This window comes from Mesorhizobium sp. M0140 (assembly GCF_040322475.1).
In the GTDB taxonomy this organism is placed as follows: domain Bacteria; phylum Pseudomonadota; class Alphaproteobacteria; order Rhizobiales; family Rhizobiaceae; genus Mesorhizobium.
The window spans coordinates 42,734-62,227 of the sequence record NZ_JAMYTM010000014.1 but is presented as its reverse complement, the minus strand read 5'-3'; the positions used below and the strand labels follow the sequence as shown (position 1 = coordinate 62,227).

Genomic DNA, 19,494 nt, shown 5'->3' with positions numbered 1-19,494 from the left:
ATGCGTCTTTCCGGTCGTTTCGTGCTTGCCGCTTCCGTCGCCCTCACCCTTGCCACGGGCGCCGCCTCCGCCCAGGACAAAAAACTCAGGATCGGTACCGAGGGCGCCTATCCGCCCTTCAATTACGCCAGTGCCGACGGCACGCTGGGTGGCTTCGACATCGACTTGGGGAAGGCGCTGTGCGCCGAGATGAAGGCCGAGTGTGAGTTCAGCGTGCAGGATTTCGATGGTTCCATACCGGCGCTGCAGGCCGGCAAGTTCGACGCCATCATCAACATCACCATCACGCCCGAGCGGGCCGAGAAGGTCGAGTTCACCCACAAATACTACCAGACGCCGCCGGCCATCGCCGTACCGAAGGATTCGACCATATCAGGCACCTCGCCGGACGACCTGAAAGGCAAGGCGCTCGGCGTGCAGACCGCGACCATCCACCAGAAATTCGCCGACCAGAAATATGCTGACTCGACGGTCAAGGCCTATCCGACCGGCGACGACGCCCGCACCGACATGGCCAATGGCCGCCTCGACGCGATGATGGACGGCTCGATCATCTTGACCGAGTGGCTGAAGAAGCCCGACGGCGCCTGCTGCAAGCTGCTCGGCACTCTGACGGCCGATCCGGCCATTCACGGCCCCGGCGTCGGCATCGCGCTGCAGAAGGGCAACAAGGAACTGGCCGACAAGCTCAATGCGGCCATCGACGCGCTGCGCGCCAACGGAAAATACAAGGAAATCAACGACAAATATTTCTCGTTCGACGTCTACGGCGGCTGATCCTGACGCAATCACCTTCGGCAGCGCCGCCTGGCGCTGCCGTTTTTCTTGGATGATGGAGACTTCCTTGGCTGAGCGGCGTTCCCCTTTCTACAGCAGCATCGTCGGGCTGGGCGCGACCATGGGTCGTGTCGGCGGCGATTTCATCTCGGCCAAAACTTATTCCGGCATTGCCGACGAGCACCTGAACACCCGCAAAAACGTCGGCGTGCAGGATCTCAGCACGATGGGCAAGATGGACGTCAAGGGGCCGGACGCCGAGGCGCTGGTCAACCATGTCATCGTCAATAATGCCGCCGCCATGAAGCCGGGCCAGGTCCGCTATTCCACGGTCTGCCGCGACGATGGCGGCATCATGGACGACCTCACCGTGTTTCGGTTGGGCCCGGAGCACTTCATGCTGGTGACCGGCTCGGTCAACCGCCTGAAGATGCTGCCCTGGCTGCATCATCACGCCCAGGGCCGCAAGGCCTATGTCACCGACATCACGGCGGCCATCGCCTTCCCGACCATCCAGGGTCCGCGCTCGCGCGAACTGCTGAAAGCGTTGATTGCGGATGCCGATCTGGATGGACTGAAGCGCTGGTCGTTCACGTCGGGCCATATCAACGGCACGCGGGTGCTGATCTCGCGCACCGGCGTGACCGGCGAACTCGGCTTCGAATTGTTCGTGCCGGCCGACGAGGCGGCCTCGCTCTGGGACGCGCTGATGCGCACCGGCCGTGACTTTGGCCTGAAACCCTATGGCGTGCTGGCGATGTTCACGCTGGGCCTGGAAAAGGCCTACCCGGCGCACGGCATCGACATGGACGAGAGCCGCACCCCGTTCCATGTCGGCCTCGACCGCTGGATCAAGTTCGACAAGGGCGATTTCGTCGGCCGCGAGGCGCTTCTCAAGGTCCGCGACACCGGCCTCGACGAGCAATGGGTCGGACTGATCCTCGACGGCGACAAGCCGGCCGCGACCGATGCCAAGGTTCTGGCCGATGGCGAGGACGCCGGCATCGTCACCTACAGCGACCACGGCTATTCCCTCGGCAAGGTGCTGGCCACCGCGCATCTGCGGCTGCCCTTCACGGCTGTCGGCACCGAATTGAACATTGATATCGGTGGTCAGCCGACGCGTGCGGTCGTGGCGCCGATACCGTTCTTCGATCCGGAAGGGGTGAGGTTGCGAGGTTAACTGACCCCCATCGGGTGTTTCGGCCTTTCCAAGGTATGCGGGCCGTCAACCCGAGCGACCGTCGAAACTTCTGCGGTAGCCGGAACGATCAGCTTTCGCCATCGATCAGCGTCTCCAGCAAATCGAGCAACTGCTCGAGCTTTTCGTGGCCGAAGCGCTGTTCGATGTCGTCATAAATGACGCGACGCTCGGGCGACAGGGCGTCGATCAAGGCGGAACCGGCGGGCGCAATGGTTAGAACGACGCGGCGGCCGTCGCCTTCGGCCTTGTTGCGGGTGATGAATTTGCGTCCCTCGAGCGCCTTGATGATGCGCGTCAGGCTGGGCGGCAAAACCGAGGCGCGGTCGGCGAGTTCCGTCGCCTCGACCGGGCCGGCTTCGCTCAGCACGCGCAGCACGCGCCATTGCTGTTCGGTCACGTCATGCGCGGCAAGCATCGGCCGAAACCGCGCCATCACCGCTTCGCGGGCATGAAGCAGCGCCATCGGCAGAGAACGACGGGTTTCAGGCAGCAAGAAAAGAGCCTCCCACGCTTGCGAGCGAAACAGGCCTCCCTCGGCCGAATCCGCCTGCCAGGGCCCGTTCCCGCCTTCCCGTATCGTTGCGCCAAGGCCGATGCAAGGCTTGACTTCGCGCATGCTGCATGTAATTAACGCGTTAACTACAACAAGGCAATAACCCAGGGAACGAAACGCCGTGCCTCACTTCTCCATCGAGTATTCGGCCAATCTCGATGCCAAGGTCGATATGGGCGAACTGTGCGCTCTGGTGTTGCGCACAGTGCTGGACACCGGGCTGTTCGAAACCGGCGCCGTGCGGGTGCGGGCGTTTCGCGCCGAGACCTACGCGATGGCCGACAGGCTGCCGGAAAACGCCTTTCTCGACATGTCGTTTCGCATCGGCACCGGCCGCAGCGCCGACGACAAGAAGCGGACTGGCGAGGCTGTCTTCGCGGCGGTGAGCGAATACCTTGGCACGCTGTTCGAGACCCCGCATTTCGCCCTGTCGCTCGAAATCCGGGAAATCGACCCGGTGCTCAGCTGGAAGAGAAACGCAATCCACCCGCGACTGCGCGGCAAGTGACGGAACCCGACATGTCCGACCTGCAAGGCAATCTGAACAAGGCCGAGGCCTATCTGGCCCGCTTCAAGCGCGATGGCGTGTTGAACCAGATCGGCGGCGAGGCGGTTCCCGCCATCGACGGCACTGCGTTCGAGAGCATTTCGCCGATTGACCTCAAGCCACTGGCCAAGGTCGCGCGCGGCGGCGCCGCCGACATCGACCGCGCCGCCAAGGCGGCCAAGGCGGCATTCCCGGCCTGGGCCGCCATGCCGGGCGAGGCACGCAAAAAGCTGCTGCACAAAATAGCCGACGCGATCGAGGCGCGAGCCGAGGAGATCGCCTTCGTCGAATGCATGGATACCGGCCAGGCGCTGAAGTTCATGGCCAAGGCGGCACTGCGCGGGGCCGAGAATTTCCGCTTCTTTGCCGACCGCGCGCCGGAAGCCCGCGATGGTGAGACGCTGCGGACGACAGGCCAGGTCAACATCACCACGCGCGTGCCGATCGGCCCGGTCGGCATCATCACGCCGTGGAATACGCCGTTCATGCTGTCGACCTGGAAGATCGCGCCGGCGCTGGCGGCTGGGTGCACCGTCGTTCATAAGCCGGCTGAATTCTCGCCGCTGACCGCCCGCCTGCTGGTCGAGATTGCCGAGGAGGCCGGCCTGCCGAAAGGCGTGTGGAATCTCGTCAACGGTTTTGGCGAGGACGCCGGCAAGGCGCTGACCGAGCACCCTGCCATCAAGGCGATCGGCTTCGTCGGCGAGAGCCGTACCGGCTCGATGATCATGCGCCAAGGCGCCGACACGCTGAAGCGCGTGCATTTCGAGCTTGGCGGCAAGAACCCGGTGATCGTCTTTGCCGACGCCGATCTCGAGCGCGCCGCCGACGCCGCCGTGTTCATGATCTATTCGCTGAATGGCGAACGCTGCACCTCGTCCTCGCGCCTGCTGGTCGAAGCCTCGATCTATGAGAGCTTCACCGCCAGAATCGCGGAGAGGGCGAGGCGCATCGTCGTCGGCCACCCGCTCGATCCGAAAACGGTGGTTGGGCCGCTGATCCATCCGGTGCATGAAAAGAAAGTTTTGTCCTATATCGACATCGGCAAATCGGAGGGTGCGACGCTCGCGGCCGGCGGCGGCAAGGTCGATGGGCCGGGCGGTGGCTGCTATGTCGGCCCGACCCTGTTCACCAACGTCACCAACCGCATGCGCATCGCGCAGGAGGAGATCTTTGGGCCGGTGCTGAGCGCCATTCCGTTCGCCGACGAGACGGAAGCGCTGGCTCTGGCCAACGACACGCAATACGGCCTGACCGGCTATCTCTGGACCTCGGACGTCACCCGAGCGTTTCGCTTCACCGATGCGCTCGATGCCGGCATGATCTGGGTCAATTCCGAGAATGTGCGCCATTTGCCGACACCGTTCGGCGGCGTCAAGAATTCCGGCATCGGCCGCGACGGCGGCGACCATTCCTTCGACTTCTACATGGAGACGAAGAACGTAGCCTTCGCGACGACCGCGCACGCGATCCAGAAACTCGGCGGCTGACCGGAGGAAATCAGATGCCCTTGCCCAAGCCCAATCTCTATCCCGCCTTCAACATCGTGCGCCTCAGCCATGTCGAGCTGGCCGTCACCGACCTCGCCAAATCCCGTGCGTTCTATGTCGATACGCTCGGCCTCCAGGTCACCGACGAGACTTCGGACACCATCTATCTCAGGGCGCTGGAGGAGCGCGGGCACCATTGTATCGTGCTGAAGAAGGGGGCCACGGCCGAAGCCCGCGACCTCGGCTTCAAGGTCTTCTCGGACGAGGATCTCGACAAAGCGGTGCATTTCTTCAAGGGAAAAGGCCTGCCGGTGGAATGGGTCGAGCGACCCTACCAGTCGCGAACCTTCCGCACCCGCGATCCGCACGGCATTCCGCTCGAATTCTACGCTGAGATGGAGCGGCTGCCGCCGATACACCAGAAATACGCGCTGTACAAGGGCGTCAAGCCGCTGCGCATCGACCACTTCAACTGCTTCTCGCCCAATGTCGACGAGTCCGTCGCCTTCTACAACGAGCTCGGCTTCCGGGTGACCGAGTATACCGAGGACGCCAGCAGCGGAAGACTGTGGGCGGCGTGGACGCACCGCAAGGGCGGCGTGCACGACATCGCCTTCACCAACGGCATCGGCCCGCGCCTGCACCACGTCGCCTTCTGGGTGCCGACGCCGCTCAACATCATCGACCTGCTCGACCTGATGGCGACGACGGGCTATCTGCCGAACATCGAACGCGGCCCTGGCCGGCACGGCATCTCCAACGCCTTCTTTCTCTATGTCAGAGACCCGGACAACCACCGCATCGAGATCTACTGTTCGGACTACCAGACGGTCGATCCGGACCTTGAGCCGATCAAATGGGACCTCAAGGACCCGCAGCGCCAGACGCTGTGGGGCGCGCCGGCGCCGAAAAGCTGGTTCGAGGAGGGTAGTGTATTTGCCGGAGCTGCGGTGCGCCAGCCGGATTTGGCGGCTTCGCCGATCATTGCGCCTTAGTGGATTTTGGAGATGTCTGCGTTCCTTGGCGCCCCCCTCTGTCCTGCCGGACCCGGCCCTTCGCTGCCGCTTCGGGCGTTCGTCGTCCGGAAAGCCAAGCAATTGGCTTCCCGTCCGCTACGCGGATCACTCCTCACCCCCCTCAAGGGGGGAGATTGGCTGGCCTCGCGGCCCGGGCCCTTCTCGCAACGCTGGAAATTGGCGAAGGCAGAGACGATATCCAATCTCCCCCCAAGAGGGGGAGATGTCCGGCAGGACAGAGGGGGGCGCCGTAGAGCTCCAACCTTGCCCGCAATCAACATCACCAAAGCCGGAGCCGCAGCATGAACCCCGCACGGCTCGCCACCTTCACCGTCGGCGGCAAGGCGCGCTATGGCGCGATCACGAGCAAGGGCGTCATCGACCTGTCGGCGCGCCACAGACAGTGGCCGACGCTGCGCGAAGTGATCGAGGCCGGCGCCTTGCGGCGGCTGGCGGAAGAGGCCGAGGCCTTCGCCCCGGACTTCCCACTCGACGCCATCGCCTACGAAATCCCGATCCCGTCGCCGGAAAAGATCATCTGCGTTGGCGTCAACTATCCGGACCGCAACGAGGAGTACAAGGACGGCCAGGCTGCGCCCTCCAACCCGTCGCTGTTCATCCGCTTTCCCCGTTCATTCGTCGGCCATGGCGCGCCGCTGGTGCGGCCGCCGGAATCACCCCAGCTCGACTATGAGGGCGAAATCGTCATCGTCATCGGCAAGGCAGGCCGGCGCATCGCGGAGGCCGACGCGCTCGGCCATATTGCGGCGCTGTCGCTGTGCAACGAGGGCACCATCCGCGACTGGGTGCGCCATGCCAAGTTCAACGTCACGCAAGGCAAGAATTTCGACCGCACGGGTTCGATCGGCCCCTGGCTGGTGCCGTTCACCGACGAGGCGCAGATTGCCGACATTGCGCTGACCACCCGCGTCAATGGCGAGCTGCGCCAGCAGGATCGCATCAGCCGGATGATCTTCCCGTTCCGCAAGATCATCAATTACATCTCGACCTTCACGACGCTGGTGCCGGGCGATATCATCGTCACCGGCACGCCGACGGGTGCCGGCGCCCGCTTCGATCCGCCGATCTGGCTGAAGCCCGGCGATGTGATCGAGGTGGAGGCCGATGGCATCGGCGTGCTCAGAAACGGTGTCGTCGACGAGGCAGCGCAATGACCCCGGAGCAAGTGGAAGACGCCGCGGCACGGCTGTTCGAGGCCGAGCGGTCGCGCCGCCAGATCCGTCTGCTCAGCCTCGATTTTCCCGATGCGACGATGGAGGACGCCTACCGCGTGCAAGCGGCGCTGGTGACGCGCAAGATCGATGCCGGGCTGAAGCCGAAGGGCTGGAAGATCGGGCTGACATCGAAGGCAATGCAGTACGCGCTTGCCATCGACACGCCGGATTCGGGCGTGCTGTTCGACGACATGTTCTTCCATGACGGCGCGACGGTGCCGGCCGGCCGCTTCATCCAGCCGCGCGTCGAGGCCGAGATCGCCTTCGTCATGAAGGCGCCGCTGAAAGGCCCCGGCGTGACCATCTCCGACGTGCTCCACGCAACCGACTACATCACGCCGGCGCTGGAAGTCCTTGATACGCGCATCGAGCGCGTCAATGCCGAGACGAAGAAGGCACGCACCTTCTTCGACACGATTTCCGACAATGCCGCCAATGCCGGCATTGTCATCGGCGGCCGGCCGCAACGTCCTGATGAGGCCGACATGCGCTGGATCGGCGCCATCGTCTCGCGCAACGCCGAGGTCGAGGAAACCGGGCTCGGCGCCGGCGTGCTCAACCATCCGGCGATGGGCATCGCCTGGCTGGCGGATCGGCTCGCCCGCTACGGCATGTCGATCGCGGCAGGTGAGGTGGTGCTGTCAGGATCGTTCGTGCGCCCGGTCGAGGCGCGTCCCGGCGACACCATCGTCGCCGATTTCGGCAGTTCGGGCACGGTCAGCATCCATTTCGCGAAGGGCTGATGACCCGCCAGTTCTTGTCGATCGGCCTATTCCCCACGCAGATAGGCAATCACCACATCGGCCGCGATGGCCGACATGCGCATGCCGACATCCCTGGTGATGTCGCCTTCGACGCGGCTCTGCACCCAGCCAAGAAAGGCGAAGGCGCGCAAGGCCGAAAACAGCGGCAGCGCGGCGATGTCGCGCGCCGTCAGCTCCCGCTCCTGCCGATAGCCGTCGAGCAGAGCGGCCTCGATCAGCGGATAGATCGCCTCCTCGCGGTTCTGGTACAGCGCGACGGCAAGGTCGTACATGTGCCAGCCATGGCCGCAATCGTCGAAGTCGATGATGCGGATCGCGCCGTCATGGACGAGCACATTCTCGCGCACCAGGTCGGCGTGGATGATGCCGAAATTGCGGGCGCTGCGTTCATGCTCCGACAGCGCCTCCACGGCCTTTTCCCGCGCCTGGAAAACCAGCTCGCGACGAGGGCCGTCGAGGAAGGGCGAGGTCTCGAAACGGCCCCAAATCGGGTTCGCACCGAAGAAGCCGTCGAAATCCCAGGCATGGCGGGCAAAGCCGGCGGGCGGCGTCCAGGCAGACGTGACATTGTGCATGTGGGCGATGGTTCGCCCCATCGCGGTAAAGACCTGTCTTGCCTGCTCGGGCGTAAAATCCAGCGGCACGCCTCGCGCGCCGACGGCGCGGCCTTCCAGCCAGCTCAAGCAATCGACTTGACGGGGTTGCACTGAGGCGTTGGCGCTGACAAGCACGAACAGATCGCCGGCCGGCGTGGCGACCGGCGAGGGTGTGGCGATGCCGGCCGATTGCAGAAAGCCCATCCATTGCAGTTCCGAGCGCAGGGCGGCGTCCGTGTGATAGCCAAGCCGATGAATGCGCATGGCGGCCGGCTGGCCTGTTGGCAAGATGACGCGAAACACCGCGTTCTCGCGGAATTTCAGCAGCTCCGGCTCACCCTCATCAATGCCCCAATGGGTGAGCGCGCGCCTGGCAAGCGCCGTGACATCGGCTGCCGTCTCGGGCTCGGACTGCGCGGAAACAGCGCTCACGCCTTCACTCCGCCGACTTCACCAAGCACTTCGTCAAGCAGCCCGATCAGGACGTCGGCATTGTCGCGTGAAAACGGCATTGGCGGGCGGATCTTCAGCACATTGCCGTGGATACCAGTCTTGCCCATCAGCACTCCGCGATGGCGCATGCGGTTGGCGGCCTGCTCGGCAATGTCGGGCGCCGGCTCGCGCGTCTCGCGGTCGTGAACCAGTTCGGCGCCGAAGAACAGGCCGGCGCCCCTGACCTCGCCGATGCATTCATGGCGCTCGGCCAGCGGGCGCAGCAGACCGAGCGCATAGGCGCCGACATCGCGTGCGTTGGCGACGAGATCGTCCTGCTCGATGACGTCGAGGACGGCATTGGCCACCGCGCAGGAAACCGGATTGCCGCCAAAGGTGTTGAAGTAACGGAAAGCGTTGCGGAAGGTCGCCAATGTGTCCTTGGTGGTGACCACGGCGGCGACCGGATGGCCGTTGCCCATCGGCTTGCCCATGGTGACGATGTCGGGAACGAAGCCGGCGCGCTGGTGGCCCCAGAAATGGCTGCCGGTTCGGCCGAAACCGGGCTGCACCTCGTCGGCGATGACCAGTCCTCCGGCGTCGCGCACCGCGCGCATGGCACCGTCGAAGAAGCCGCTGGGTAGCGTCGGAAAGCCTTCATTGGCGAGCAGCGGGCAGAGGATGATGCCGGACAGGCCGATGCCGTTCTCTTCCAGCGACGCGATGGCTTCGCGCACCGCGTCGCCAAAGGCTTTGCTGTTGGCCATCGCATCCGGCTGGCGATAGCTGTCGGGCGCCGGCACCAGCCTGACGTTGCGGGCGCGGCCTCCGACCGGCGGCATGCGGGTGCTGAGCTGCGAAACCGCCGTGGTGTTGCCATGGTAGGTGGCGTCGGTGGCGATGATGCCCATGCGGCCGGTCGCGGCCTGCGCCATGCGCAGCGCGATGTCGTTGGCCTCGCTGCCGGTGCAGGTCAGGATGGCGGTCGACAGGCTGGCATCGAAGGTCGCGGTCAGCCGCTCGACATAGTCGAGGATGGCGGTGTGCAGGTAGCGCGTGTGTGTGTTGAGCAGGCTTGCCTGCCGGCAAAGGGCCTCGACCACATGCGGGTGGCAGTGGCCGACATGCGCGACATTGTTGTAGGCGTCCAGATATTTGCGGCCGTCGGCTTCGTAGAGCCAGACGCCTTCACCGCGCACCAGGTGCACGGGCTCATCATAGAACAATTGCGATTTCCCCCCGAGCAGGCGGGAACGCCGGCTAACCAGAGCTTCCTGCGATTGAGCCATTTGCATCTCGAAACTCCGTTCCATCCACTAAACCGTCAGACCTTCGACAGGCCGGCATCCAGCGCCTCACCGATCTTCGTCACGTCGGCGGCGGTGATGATGAGCGGCGGCGACAGGATGATGGCGTTGCCCGACACGCGCAGCATGACGCCGGCCTCATAGGCGGCCTCCGAAACCACGGCCATGGTCTTCTTGTCGGCCGGCTTTTTCGTCGTGCGGTCCGAGACCAACTCCAGCGCCGCCATCAAGCCCTTGTACCTGACATCGCCGACGATCGCATGCCTGGCCTTCAGCTCCTCCAGCGCGGCCGCGAGTTCGACGCCCCGTGCCGCCGCGTTCTCGTTCAGGCGAAGCCGTTTGGTCTCGGCAAGCGCCGCCAGACCCGCGGCGCAGCCGACCGGGTGGCCGGAATAGGTATAGCCGTGGCCGATCGCACCAAAACTGGTCTTGTCGGCCTCGAAGACATCGGCGACTTTTCCGCCGATCAAGGTCGCGCCGAGCGGGAAATAACCTGACGTGATCGCCTTGGCGATGGTCATGAAGTCCGGCTTCACGCCGGACAGACGCGAACCCGACCATGCGCCGGTGCGGCCGAAGCCCGTCACCACCTCGTCGGCGATCAGCAGGATCTCGTGGCGGTCGCAGATTTCGCGCACCAGCGGCATGAAGCTCTCATGCGGAACGATGACGCCGCCGGCGCCGAGAACCGGCTCCATGATGAAAGCGGCGATGGTGTCGCCGCCCTGGAAGGCGATCTCGTCCTCCAGCGCCTTGGCGCAGAGCCTCGCCAACCGCGCGGGATCGGTCTCGTCGAATGGATTGCGGAAGGTCCAGGGTGCGGGAATGTGGAAGACGCCGGGCAGCAGCGGCTCGTAGTTGCGACGGAAATTGGCGTTGCCGTTAACCGACGCGCCGCCGAAATGCGTGCCGTGGTAGCCTTTCTTCAGCGCCAGGAACTTGGTGCGGTCGGCCTGGCCGCGGATCTTCCAATATTGCCTGGCCAGTCGCAGTGCCGTTTCGACCGAATCCGAGCCGCCCGAGGTGAAGAAGGTCCGCACCATGCCTTCAGGCTCGAACCATTCGCAGAGTTCGTAGGCGAGTTCGATCGACGGTCCAGTCGAGGTGCCGCGAAAACCGGAATAATAGGGCAGCGCGCCAAGCTGGTCGGCGATCGCCTTCTTGATCGGGGCGCAGCTGTAGCCGAGATTGACGTTCCACAGGCCGCCGACGGCATCGAGCACCGTGTTGCCGGCGATGTCGGTGACCATCACGCCCTCGCCCTTCATGATCACCTTTGGCGGGTTGGCCCGCATCTCGGCCGGATGCGCCATTGGGTGCCAGATCGGCTTGGCGTTGGTCTCGGTGAGGAAATTGATGTCGCGCATGAAAGGGCTCCGCAAAAATCTCAGGCAGCTGAAACGAGGTCGAAATGGCCGAGTGCTTCGGCATAGGATTGGGCCGGGTGAGCAACGTCGAAATGAACCGTGCGCATGCCGGCAGCACAGCCGCCATCGACATTGCGCTGCTGGTCGTCGACGAAGACGCAAGCACCGGCCGGCAGGCCGAGCGCTTCGGTGACCAAGGCATAGGCGCGCGGATCGGGCTTGAGGATGCCGGTGTAGGTGGCGTCGGTGATCACATCGAAGAAGCCGAGCAACGGCAGCCGCTGGCGGAAGTCGGCGCCGTAGAACAGGTCGAGTTCATTGGACAGTATGGCCAGTCGAAAGCCGGCCGCATGCACCGTGCGAATGGCGCTGTCGGCTTCGGGCCGCACCACCTTTTCCGGCTCCGCGCCACGCGCGCGCCGGACGAAGGTTTCCATCGCCTGCCAGTCCTCGCCGATGAGCTGACCGACCTCACTGGTGCGGGAGCGCCAGTAGTCGCGCTCGCTGATCTCGTCTGCTTGCATCGCGCGCCACAGCGGATCGCTGTCAGGATCGAACGGCCCGCGCCATTGCAGCGTTCCAGGCGCAAGGCCGAGCGCCTGTTCGGTCAAAGCATGCGTTTCGAACAGGGTCCGGGTGACGACGCCGCCGAAATCGAGGACAAGCGCCTGGGCGGGAACAGCACTCACGCTGCCACTCCCTTGGCCGGCTTGCCGCGCGGGACGATGCCTTCCTCGACCCAGCGGTCGAAGATCTCGAGCGCCTTGCCGACGAAGTCGTCGCTGTTGATGTGAGCGTCGATCTCGTGGAACTCGACCCCGGCGGGAATAGCCCTGCGCATTTCGTCAGTGAAGGCCGCGAGAGCCTCGGGGTCATAGAGCGGCTCGCCCTGCACGTCCCATTCCTGGATGCCTCCGGTTGGCAGGATGAAGGCGGAGCGGCCTTTCGCGGCACCGAGCTTGGCGGCGATGGTCTTGGCGACCTGGCGGCGATCGTCGGCATCGACGGTGACCGAAGCGATCAGCCTGTTGTGGGCATGAAACGGCCGCGTCGAGAATTTAGCCGGCAAATCCTGCCAGGTCGGCAGATCGACCATGTCGACCGCCCCGGGTGCGGCGATCTGCGGAATGCCGCGAGCGCCGGCATTCTCCAGCCGGTCGGCGCCGGAACTGACGACGGATCCCGCGAGATGATTGGTGATTTCCTGCAGGCTGAAGTCGAAGACCGCGCAGAAATGATCTTGGCCGGCGATCGATTCGAAGGCGCGGCCGCCCATTCCGGTGGTGTGGAAGACCGCAACGTCATAGCCGCGCCGTTCCAGGGCCGGCTTCAGCGTCTTCATGTAGCGCAGGCAGCTGCTGCCGAGCGAGGTCATGCCGATGGTCGGCCCCGGTGCCTGCGCCGACGCGCGAGACGCCAGTACGATTTTAGCCGCGCCGACGACCGCACCGCAGGCCTGCGACAGGACCAGCCTGCAGATGTTGTTGAGGCCGTACAGTCCGCCCGCCCAGAGGATCATCATCAGGTCGGGGGCGACGCGCTCGGGCGGGATGAGATGCGAATAGGCGATGGTCGAGACGACGAATTTCGGCACGCCGAGCGGCAGGCAAAGCGCCACGTCGAGCGCCAGATCGGTTCCCATGGAGCCGCCTATGGCAATGAACGCGTCGATCTCGCCACTTTGATGGAGCTTGCGCACCAGCTGCACGGCGCCGCCGGCCATCAGCGTCATGGCGGTGTTCTCATCACCGCTCGAAACGATCTCGGCGATCGTCACATCTACAGCCCGGGCCACGGCGTGCTTGTCGTGGTCCGGGCTGTAGGGCGGGTCGCCCAGCACGCTGACATCCATCATCACGGCGCTGCCGCCCGACGCCTCGATGCACTGTTTCATGAACAGCAGCTCTTCGGCCTTTGTGTCGCCGGTGCCGATGACCAGGATGCGGGGCGCTGTCTCCGAGGGCATCAGGCCTGCCTCCTCAAGATTTGCAGGTTTTCGCCGTTGAGGCGCATGGAAATCTCCCGTGCCGCCTCCCTCACGGCAAGTCCCCGTTCGGCGATCGCGGCTGCCGTCGTTCTGGCCTTTGGCGCCGCCACCGCGATGGTGCCGAGCGCAAAGCCATCCGCCCCGCGGATTGCCGCCGCGACGCTGATCACACCTTCCTCATAGCCCTGGTCGCAGATCGAATAGCCGCGCTCGCGCGCCTCGCTCATGGATCTTGAGATTGCGGCCGGCTCGATCAGCGTATGGGCCGTGAAAGCGTCGAGCGAACCCGTCAGGCATGCCTTGACGGTCTCGTCGCGGGCGAAGGCCAGATAGGCGATGCCTGACGCGGTCGAATGCAGGGGCAGCAACTGACCGATGTCGATGTTGACCCGGTTCGCCCATGCCGGATGCTCGACATGGACGGTGACCAGGCTGTCGACGCCGAATTCCGACAAATGCACGGTCTCGGCCGTCGATGCTGCCAGGTCCCGCACCAGCGGAACAGCCGTCTGCAGGAAGGGAAAGCGCGCTTCGCGGATGCGCGCCAGCCGCGACAGGCCGGCGCCGAGGCGATAGTGCCGCGTGCCGATATCCTGCTCGACAAAACCATGGCCGGCCAGCGCAACCAGCAGCCGCCTTGTCGTCGCCTTGTCGAAGCCCGAGCGGCGCGCCAGATCGGACAGGCCGAGCTCGGGCTCGTCGACGCTGAACAGCTCCAGAAGCGAGATCGCTTTTCCGACCGTACTCAAATTTGCCTCCCGGTTCGGGACAATCATTTAACGTGTGAATTAACTTGACAGGCATCGGCATTGTTTGCAAGTCTATATTCAAAATAACGGTTCGAATAATGAACCGACCACCAGAGTGCATGGGACAGGCCATTCGGCCGGCGAGCCTGAGGGTTTGCAAACAGGAGGGATCAATGACGGCAGTTGCAGAACAGGCGCCGGCCAACAGGCTGCGCAAGAACAGTCTTGGCGTCGGCGCCATCACCTTCATGGTGATTTCGGCGGCCGCCCCGCTCACGGCCGTCGCCGGCGGCACGCCGCTCGGCATGCTGATGGGCAATGGCGCCGGCTTTGCCGGCACCTATCTGATCGTGACGGTGCTGCTGCTTTTGTTCGCGGTTGGCTATGTCGCCATGTCACGCCATGTCGGCAATGCCGGCGCCTTCTATGCCTATGCCGCGCGCGGCCTCGGCAGCATGGCCGGCGGCGCCACGGCGCTGATCGCCATCCTGTCCTACAATGCCATGCAGATCGGGGTCATGGGCCTGCTCGGTGCCGCGACATCAGGCCTGTTCGCCGGCTGGGGCATCAATTTGCCCTGGTGGGTGTGGAGCTTCATCGCCATCGCGCTGGTCGCCGTGCTCGGCTATCGGCAGGTCGACCTCTCCGCCAAGATCCTGACGGTGCTGGTGCTGTGCGAATATCTTGTGGTGCTGGTCCTCGACATCGCCATCCTCAAGACCGGCGGCGACAGCGGCCTGTCGGCGGCGCCATTCAGCTGGAGCCAGATCGTCAGCGGCTCGCCGGCCATCGCAATCCTGTTCTGCTTTGCCGCCTTCATCGGTTTCGAGGCGACGACGATCTATGCCGAGGAAGCCCGCGATCCAAAGGTCACCATTCCGCGCGCCACCTATTTTTCGGTCGTGCTGATCGGTGTCTTCTACATGCTCACGGCATGGCTGATGGCGGTCGGCGCCGGTGTCGACAAGCTGCTGCCGACGCTGCAAGGGCTGCAGGATCCGACGACCTTCCTGTTCGGCCTGTCGGATCGTTACGCCGGCACGATGCTGTCGCAGGCGATGAGCATCCTGTTCGTGTCGAGCCTGTTTGCCGGCGTGCTGGCGTTCCACAATGCGGTTGCGCGCTATATCTATGTCTCGGGCCGCGAAAAACTGTTGCCGCAGACGGTCGGCGTGACGCATGCGGTGCACCAGAGCCCGCATGTCGCTTCCATCATCCAGAGCGTGCTCGCCGCGGTCGTCGTCGGCCTCTTCGCCGTGCTCGGCCTCGATCCGGTGCTGGCGCTGTTTTCGTGGCTGACCAATGTCGCGACGCTCGGCGTCATCGTCATGATGGCGGTGGCCTCGCTTGCCGTGGTGATGTTCTTCCGCGCCAATCCATCGACGCAGGAGAACGCGATGAAGACCACCATCCTGCCCGGGCTGACCTTCATCGCCTTCGTCATCATCATCTACCTGATCGTCATCAATTTCGGCAGCCTGTCCGGGGCCGGCGGTTTTCTCGGTGTGTTCCTGCCGGGGCTGGTGCTGATCGCCGCGATCGTCGGCCTGCTGCTGGCCAGCGCGCTGAAGAGCCGCGATCCCATAGCCTTCGAAACCCTCGGCCAGCCGTTGAAAGATTGAGAAAAGCAAAGGGGCGGCGTGCCACGCCGCCCCTTACACCAAGGGGAGTGGCGGATTTGAGCTTTGCCGAAAATATCACCGTCGAGGCATTGGAAGCCGATCCCTACCCGATCTATGCAGAGCTCAGGCGCAGCGCGCCTGTCGCTTTCGTGCCGGCGGTCAATCTGTGGTTCGTCACCCGCTGGAAGGATGTCGAGAGCGTCGCCAAGTCGCCCGACATCTTCTCCGCCGTCGTCGGCTCGTCGCCGGTCGAGCGCTCCTTCGGCAAGCCCACCATCCTGACCACCGATGGCGAGACGCACAAGCAACTGCGCCAAGGCGTCGACCCGAAATACCGGCCGCGCACAGTCGCCGCCTATGCCAGCGACCTCGTGCGGTCGATCGCCGAACCTTTTCTCGATCGGATCGCCAACCAGGGTTCCGCCGAGCTGATGGCCGACTATTTCGAGCCGGTGTCGACGCTCAGCCTGGCGCGCTCGCTCGGCCTTGCCGACATCGACATGCCGACGCTGCGCCGCTGGTTCTATGGCCTTGCCCAGGGCGCCATCAATTTCGAGAACGACCCGAAGCGGCAGGAGATCGCCGACGCGATCAGCGCCGAGGTCGGCGACGCCATCCTGCCGACGCTGGAAAGGCTTGTCCACGCACCGGATGATTCCGCGCTGTCGCATATGCTGCATGACGGCATGCCGGAGGGCACGACGCGGCCAATCGACTTCCTGATGCCGAGCATCAAGGTCATCCTGCTTGGCGGCATGCAGGAGCCCGGACATGGCGCCGGCTCGATCGTCGCCGGCCTGCTGGCCCACCCCGAACAATTGCGGCAGGTGCTCGCCGATCCCGAGACCTTTGTGCCGAAGGCTGTCGATGAAGGTTTGCGCTGGGTGGCGCCGATCGGCACGCAGACGCGGCAGACGACGCGGGCGGTCGAGCTTGGCGGCGTGACGATCCCCGCCGGCGCCGCGGTAGCCGCCCTCGTCTCTTCGGCAAGCCGCGACGAGAGCCGCTTTGCCGATCCCGACCGCTTCGACATCAACCGCGACGAAGGCAACCATGCCGCTTTCGGCTTCGGCCATCATTTCTGCTCGGGCCGGTTCTTCGCACGCGAGCAGATGTGCCTTGCGGTAAGGCTGTTGCTCCAACGCTTCCCCGATCTCAGCCTTGTGCAGGGCAGGGAACCGGTGTTTCGCGGCTGGGAATTCCGCGCGCCCACCACATTGCATGTGTCCCTTGGAGTCCGTCATCCATGATCAGTCAGGTTGCCATCGACACGCTGCGCAAGACGGAGATCGGCGCGCGGGGCCTGTTCATCGATGGCGCACAGACCGAGGCTACAAGCGGCGAAACCCTGCCGGTGACGTCGCCGGTTGATGGCCGCCCGTTTGCCAGTATCGCCGATGGCAATGCCGCCGACATCGACCGCGCGGTCAAGTCGGCGCGCAAGGCGTTCGAGAAGGGCTCGTGGTCGCGATCAGCGCCGGCCTTTCGCAAGAAGGTGCTGACGAAATTCGCCGAGCTGGTCGAAAAGCATGCCGACGAGCTCGCCGTGCTCGGCGTGCGCGACAATGGCACCGAGATCGGCATGGCCTACAAGGCCGAACCGCTCTCGGCGGCAGGCACCATCCGCTACTACGCCGAGGCCATCGACAAGGTCTATGGCGAGATCGCGCCGACGGCCGACAATGTTCTGGGACTGATCCACAAGGAGCCGCTCGGCGTCGTCGGCGTCATCGTGCCGTGGAATTTTCCGCTGATGATCGGCGCCTGGAAGATTGCGCCGGCGCTTGCCGCCGGCAATTGCGTGGTGGTCAAGCCCCCGGAAATCGCTTCGCTCACGCTGCTGCGGCTGGCCGAACTGGCAAGCGAGGCCGGACTTCCCGCCGGTGTGCTCAATGTCGTCACCGGCCGTGGTTCGGTTACCGGCGAGGCGCTCGGCCTGCATATGGATGTCGACGCCATCGCCTTCACCGGTTCCGGCCCGGTCGGCCGGCGGCTGCTCGAATATTCCGCTCGCTCCAACCTGAAACGCGTCTTCCTCGAACTCGGCGGCAAGTCGCCCAACATCGTCTTTGCCGATGCTCCCGACCTAAAACAGGCGGCGGGCGTCTCGGCCAACGGCATTTTTCGCAATTCCGGCCAGGTCTGCGTCGCCGGCTCGCGCCTGCTCGTCCAGGCGTCGGTCTATGACCGTTTCATGGACGAGCTTCTCTTGGCAACGACCCGGCTGAAAGTCGGCGACCCGCTCGATCTCTCCAGCGACATCGGCGCGGTGTCGAGCGCCGAACAGCTGGACAAGAACCTCGGTTTCGTCGCCAGGGCCACGGAAGAAGGTGCCCGTCTCGTCACCGGCGGCGAACGGATCCTGACCGAGACCGGCGGCAGCTACATGGCGCCGACGATCTTCGAGAACGTCACGCAAGACATGCAGCTTGCGCGTGAGGAGGTGTTCGGGCCCGTACTCGGCGTCATGCGCTTCGAAACCGAGGAGGAGGCGGTCCGGCTTGCCAATTCGACCGTCTACGGGCTTGCCTCCGCGGTGTGGACCGCCAACCTCTCCACCGCGCATCGCATGGTGCGCGCCATCAATGCCGGCGTCGTCCACGTCAACACCTATGGCGGCGCCGACATCACCGTGCCGCTCGGCGGCGTCAAGCAGTCGGGCTTCGGCCGCGACAAGTCGCTGCACGCGCTGGAGAAATATCTGGAACTCAAGACCGCGTGGATCGCGCTTTGAGACCAACCGTGGCGCTGGCCTGCCTCCGAATCTGACCTTCCCACGGAGATGCCCAGGATCGCCTTAGATCCGGCGGCGGTCGGCCGAGCGCCGTCTTGTTCTCTCTTCGTTGGAATTTTTGAGAGAATATTCCTGGCTTTGGCGAGAACGGCGAAACGCGTTCTTTGATTAAATCAATAGAATTCCTGACGATGTGATCAAGGCTAGGCAGTCCGCTTGGCCGCATGACTTCACAACTGCAGAGATCAATCATGTCCGACTTCAAAAACACTTTGCCATCTTCCTCAGGGTCAACCATCAACCGGCGCAGCGGCCTGGCTCTGCTGTTCGCATCGGCCGTCGCGGTCGGCAGCCTGATGGCACCGCATGCATCGTTCGCCGAGGACAAGAAGGCGATCAAGGTCGGCATCATCAGCGGCGAGGACGAGGATGTCTGGCGCGTCGTCGTTGCCCAGGCGGCCGAAAAGGGCCTCGCCATCGAGACCGTGGTGTTCAACGACTACACCCAGCCCAACGAGGCGCTGGAGCGCGGCGAAATCGACGCCAACGCCTTCCAGCACCAGCCCTATCTCGACAACCAGATCAAGACTCAAGGCTATCACATCGTGCGTGTCGGCTATACCGGCGTCTGGCCGATCGGCCTCTATTCGAAGAAGTACAAAGCAGTCGCCGACCTGCCCGAGGGCGCGGTCGTCGGCGTGCCGAACGACCCATCCAACGAAGGCCGGGCGCTGCGCGTGCTGCAGAACGAGGGCGTGATCAAGCTGAAAGACGGCACCGGCATTCTGGCCACCACCGCCGACATCGCCGAGAATGCGAAGAAGGTGGTGATCAAGGAACTCGACGCCGGCATCGTCGGCCGCTCGGTCGAGGATCTCGACGCGGCCGTGGTCAACACCGACTGGGCGCTGAAAAGCGGCCTGACGCCGGAAAACCGCATCGCGCAGGAGCCCATCGCCGACAATCCCTACCGCAATTTCATCGCGGTGAAGGCCGGCAACGAGAACGAGGCCTGGGTGAAGACGCTGGTCGCCTCCTATCAGAACGAGGCGGTGAAGGCCGAGTTCGACAAGGTCTACAAGGGCACCGGCCTCAGCGCCTATTGACCCGATCG

At 64.3% G+C, this 19,494-nt stretch carries 18 protein-coding genes; 11 read left to right on the top strand and 7 right to left on the bottom strand.

The features are described 5' to 3' along the window. Positions 1 to 777 (top strand): ABC transporter substrate-binding protein, encoded by a 777-nt coding sequence (locus NKJ37_RS16155; RefSeq protein ID WP_352553253.1) that lies wholly within the window; start codon positions 1 to 3, stop codon positions 775 to 777. 52 nt (positions 778 to 829) lie between these two features. Beyond that, positions 830 to 1,960, top strand: coding sequence for an aminomethyl transferase family protein (locus tag NKJ37_RS16150; RefSeq protein WP_352553252.1), 1,131 nt, complete (start codon positions 830 to 832; stop codon positions 1,958 to 1,960). Between the two features lie 88 nt (positions 1,961 to 2,048). Here NKJ37_RS16150 and hpaR read toward each other — a convergent pair whose 3' ends face one another. Next, positions 2,049 to 2,444 carry a homoprotocatechuate degradation operon regulator HpaR gene (gene hpaR, locus NKJ37_RS16145; protein WP_127276380.1) on the bottom strand — a complete coding sequence of 132 codons (396 nt, stop codon included), beginning with the start codon at positions 2,442 to 2,444 and terminating at the stop codon, positions 2,049 to 2,051. Positions 2,445 to 2,655: 211 nt separating this feature from the next. On the opposite strand from hpaR, the gene NKJ37_RS16140 reads away from it, so the two are divergent. From NKJ37_RS16140 to hpaH, 5 genes are all read left to right on the top strand, one after another. Next, positions 2,656 to 3,042 (top strand): 5-carboxymethyl-2-hydroxymuconate Delta-isomerase, encoded by a 387-nt coding sequence (locus NKJ37_RS16140; protein ID WP_352774323.1) that lies wholly within the window; start codon positions 2,656 to 2,658, stop codon positions 3,040 to 3,042. Positions 3,043 to 3,053: 11 nt separating this feature from the next. Continuing rightward, the gene (gene hpaE / locus NKJ37_RS16135; protein WP_352774321.1) at positions 3,054 to 4,571 is read left to right on the top strand and encodes a 5-carboxymethyl-2-hydroxymuconate semialdehyde dehydrogenase; all 1,518 of its coding nucleotides are present in this window, start codon (positions 3,054 to 3,056) and stop codon (positions 4,569 to 4,571) included. Between the two features lie 14 nt (positions 4,572 to 4,585). Continuing rightward, a complete protein-coding gene (gene hpaD / locus NKJ37_RS16130; protein ID WP_352774320.1) occupies positions 4,586 to 5,566 on the top strand; it encodes a 3,4-dihydroxyphenylacetate 2,3-dioxygenase in 981 nt (326 codons plus the stop codon). 323 nt (positions 5,567 to 5,889) lie between these two features. Further along, positions 5,890 to 6,762 (top strand): fumarylacetoacetate hydrolase family protein, encoded by an 873-nt coding sequence (locus NKJ37_RS16125; protein ID WP_352774318.1) that lies wholly within the window; start codon positions 5,890 to 5,892, stop codon positions 6,760 to 6,762. After that, the gene (gene hpaH, locus NKJ37_RS16120; RefSeq protein ID WP_352774316.1) at positions 6,759 to 7,565 is read left to right on the top strand and encodes a 2-oxo-hept-4-ene-1,7-dioate hydratase; all 807 of its coding nucleotides are present in this window, start codon (positions 6,759 to 6,761) and stop codon (positions 7,563 to 7,565) included. The genes NKJ37_RS16125 and hpaH overlap by 4 nt, the downstream gene beginning before the upstream one ends. 26 nt (positions 7,566 to 7,591) lie before the next feature. Here the strand turns inward: hpaH and NKJ37_RS16115 are convergent, their stop codons facing one another. The 6 genes from NKJ37_RS16115 to NKJ37_RS16090 are packed head-to-tail and all read right to left on the bottom strand — an operon-like array spanning position 7,592 to position 14,024. After that, positions 7,592 to 8,614 carry a phosphotransferase enzyme family protein gene (locus NKJ37_RS16115; protein WP_352774314.1) on the bottom strand — a complete coding sequence of 341 codons (1,023 nt, stop codon included), beginning with the start codon at positions 8,612 to 8,614 and terminating at the stop codon, positions 7,592 to 7,594. Continuing rightward, positions 8,611 to 9,903: an aminotransferase class III-fold pyridoxal phosphate-dependent enzyme gene (locus NKJ37_RS16110; protein WP_352673218.1), complete on the bottom strand. Its 1,293-nt coding sequence runs from the start codon at positions 9,901 to 9,903 to the stop codon at positions 8,611 to 8,613. Before NKJ37_RS16110 ends, NKJ37_RS16115 begins: the two co-directional genes overlap by 4 nt. Positions 9,904 to 9,938: 35 nt before the next feature. Continuing rightward, positions 9,939 to 11,288: an aminotransferase class III-fold pyridoxal phosphate-dependent enzyme gene (locus NKJ37_RS16105; RefSeq protein ID WP_352673113.1), complete on the bottom strand. Its 1,350-nt coding sequence runs from the start codon at positions 11,286 to 11,288 to the stop codon at positions 9,939 to 9,941. A gap of 20 nt (positions 11,289 to 11,308) precedes the next feature. Next, on the bottom strand, positions 11,309 to 11,977 hold the full coding sequence (locus tag NKJ37_RS16100) for an HAD family hydrolase (protein ID WP_352673111.1): 669 nt from the start codon (positions 11,975 to 11,977) through the stop codon (positions 11,309 to 11,311). After that, positions 11,974 to 13,254 carry a Tm-1-like ATP-binding domain-containing protein gene (locus NKJ37_RS16095; RefSeq protein WP_352553237.1) on the bottom strand — a complete coding sequence of 427 codons (1,281 nt, stop codon included), beginning with the start codon at positions 13,252 to 13,254 and terminating at the stop codon, positions 11,974 to 11,976. Before NKJ37_RS16095 ends, NKJ37_RS16100 begins: the two co-directional genes overlap by 4 nt. Beyond that, positions 13,254 to 14,024 carry an IclR family transcriptional regulator gene (locus NKJ37_RS16090; RefSeq protein ID WP_352440634.1) on the bottom strand — a complete coding sequence of 257 codons (771 nt, stop codon included), beginning with the start codon at positions 14,022 to 14,024 and terminating at the stop codon, positions 13,254 to 13,256. The genes NKJ37_RS16095 and NKJ37_RS16090 overlap by 1 nt, the downstream gene beginning before the upstream one ends. A gap of 173 nt (positions 14,025 to 14,197) precedes the next feature. On the opposite strand from NKJ37_RS16090, the gene NKJ37_RS16085 reads away from it, so the two are divergent. The 4 genes from NKJ37_RS16085 (at position 14,198) to NKJ37_RS16070 (ending at position 19,486) form a co-directional block, all read left to right on the top strand. Beyond that, positions 14,198 to 15,646, top strand: coding sequence for an APC family permease (locus tag NKJ37_RS16085; RefSeq protein WP_352611511.1), 1,449 nt, complete (start codon positions 14,198 to 14,200; stop codon positions 15,644 to 15,646). A gap of 56 nt (positions 15,647 to 15,702) precedes the next feature. Beyond that, positions 15,703 to 16,896, top strand: coding sequence for a cytochrome P450 (locus NKJ37_RS16080; protein WP_352611510.1), 1,194 nt, complete (start codon positions 15,703 to 15,705; stop codon positions 16,894 to 16,896). After that, a complete protein-coding gene (locus NKJ37_RS16075) occupies positions 16,893 to 18,380 on the top strand; it encodes an aldehyde dehydrogenase (protein WP_352611509.1) in 1,488 nt (495 codons plus the stop codon). The genes NKJ37_RS16080 and NKJ37_RS16075 overlap by 4 nt, the downstream gene beginning before the upstream one ends. A gap of 251 nt (positions 18,381 to 18,631) precedes the next feature. Next, complete coding sequence (locus NKJ37_RS16070; RefSeq protein WP_352553230.1) at positions 18,632 to 19,486, top strand: MetQ/NlpA family lipoprotein; 855 nt, start codon at positions 18,632 to 18,634, stop codon at positions 19,484 to 19,486. The last annotated feature ends 8 nt before the right edge of the window (positions 19,487 to 19,494 follow it).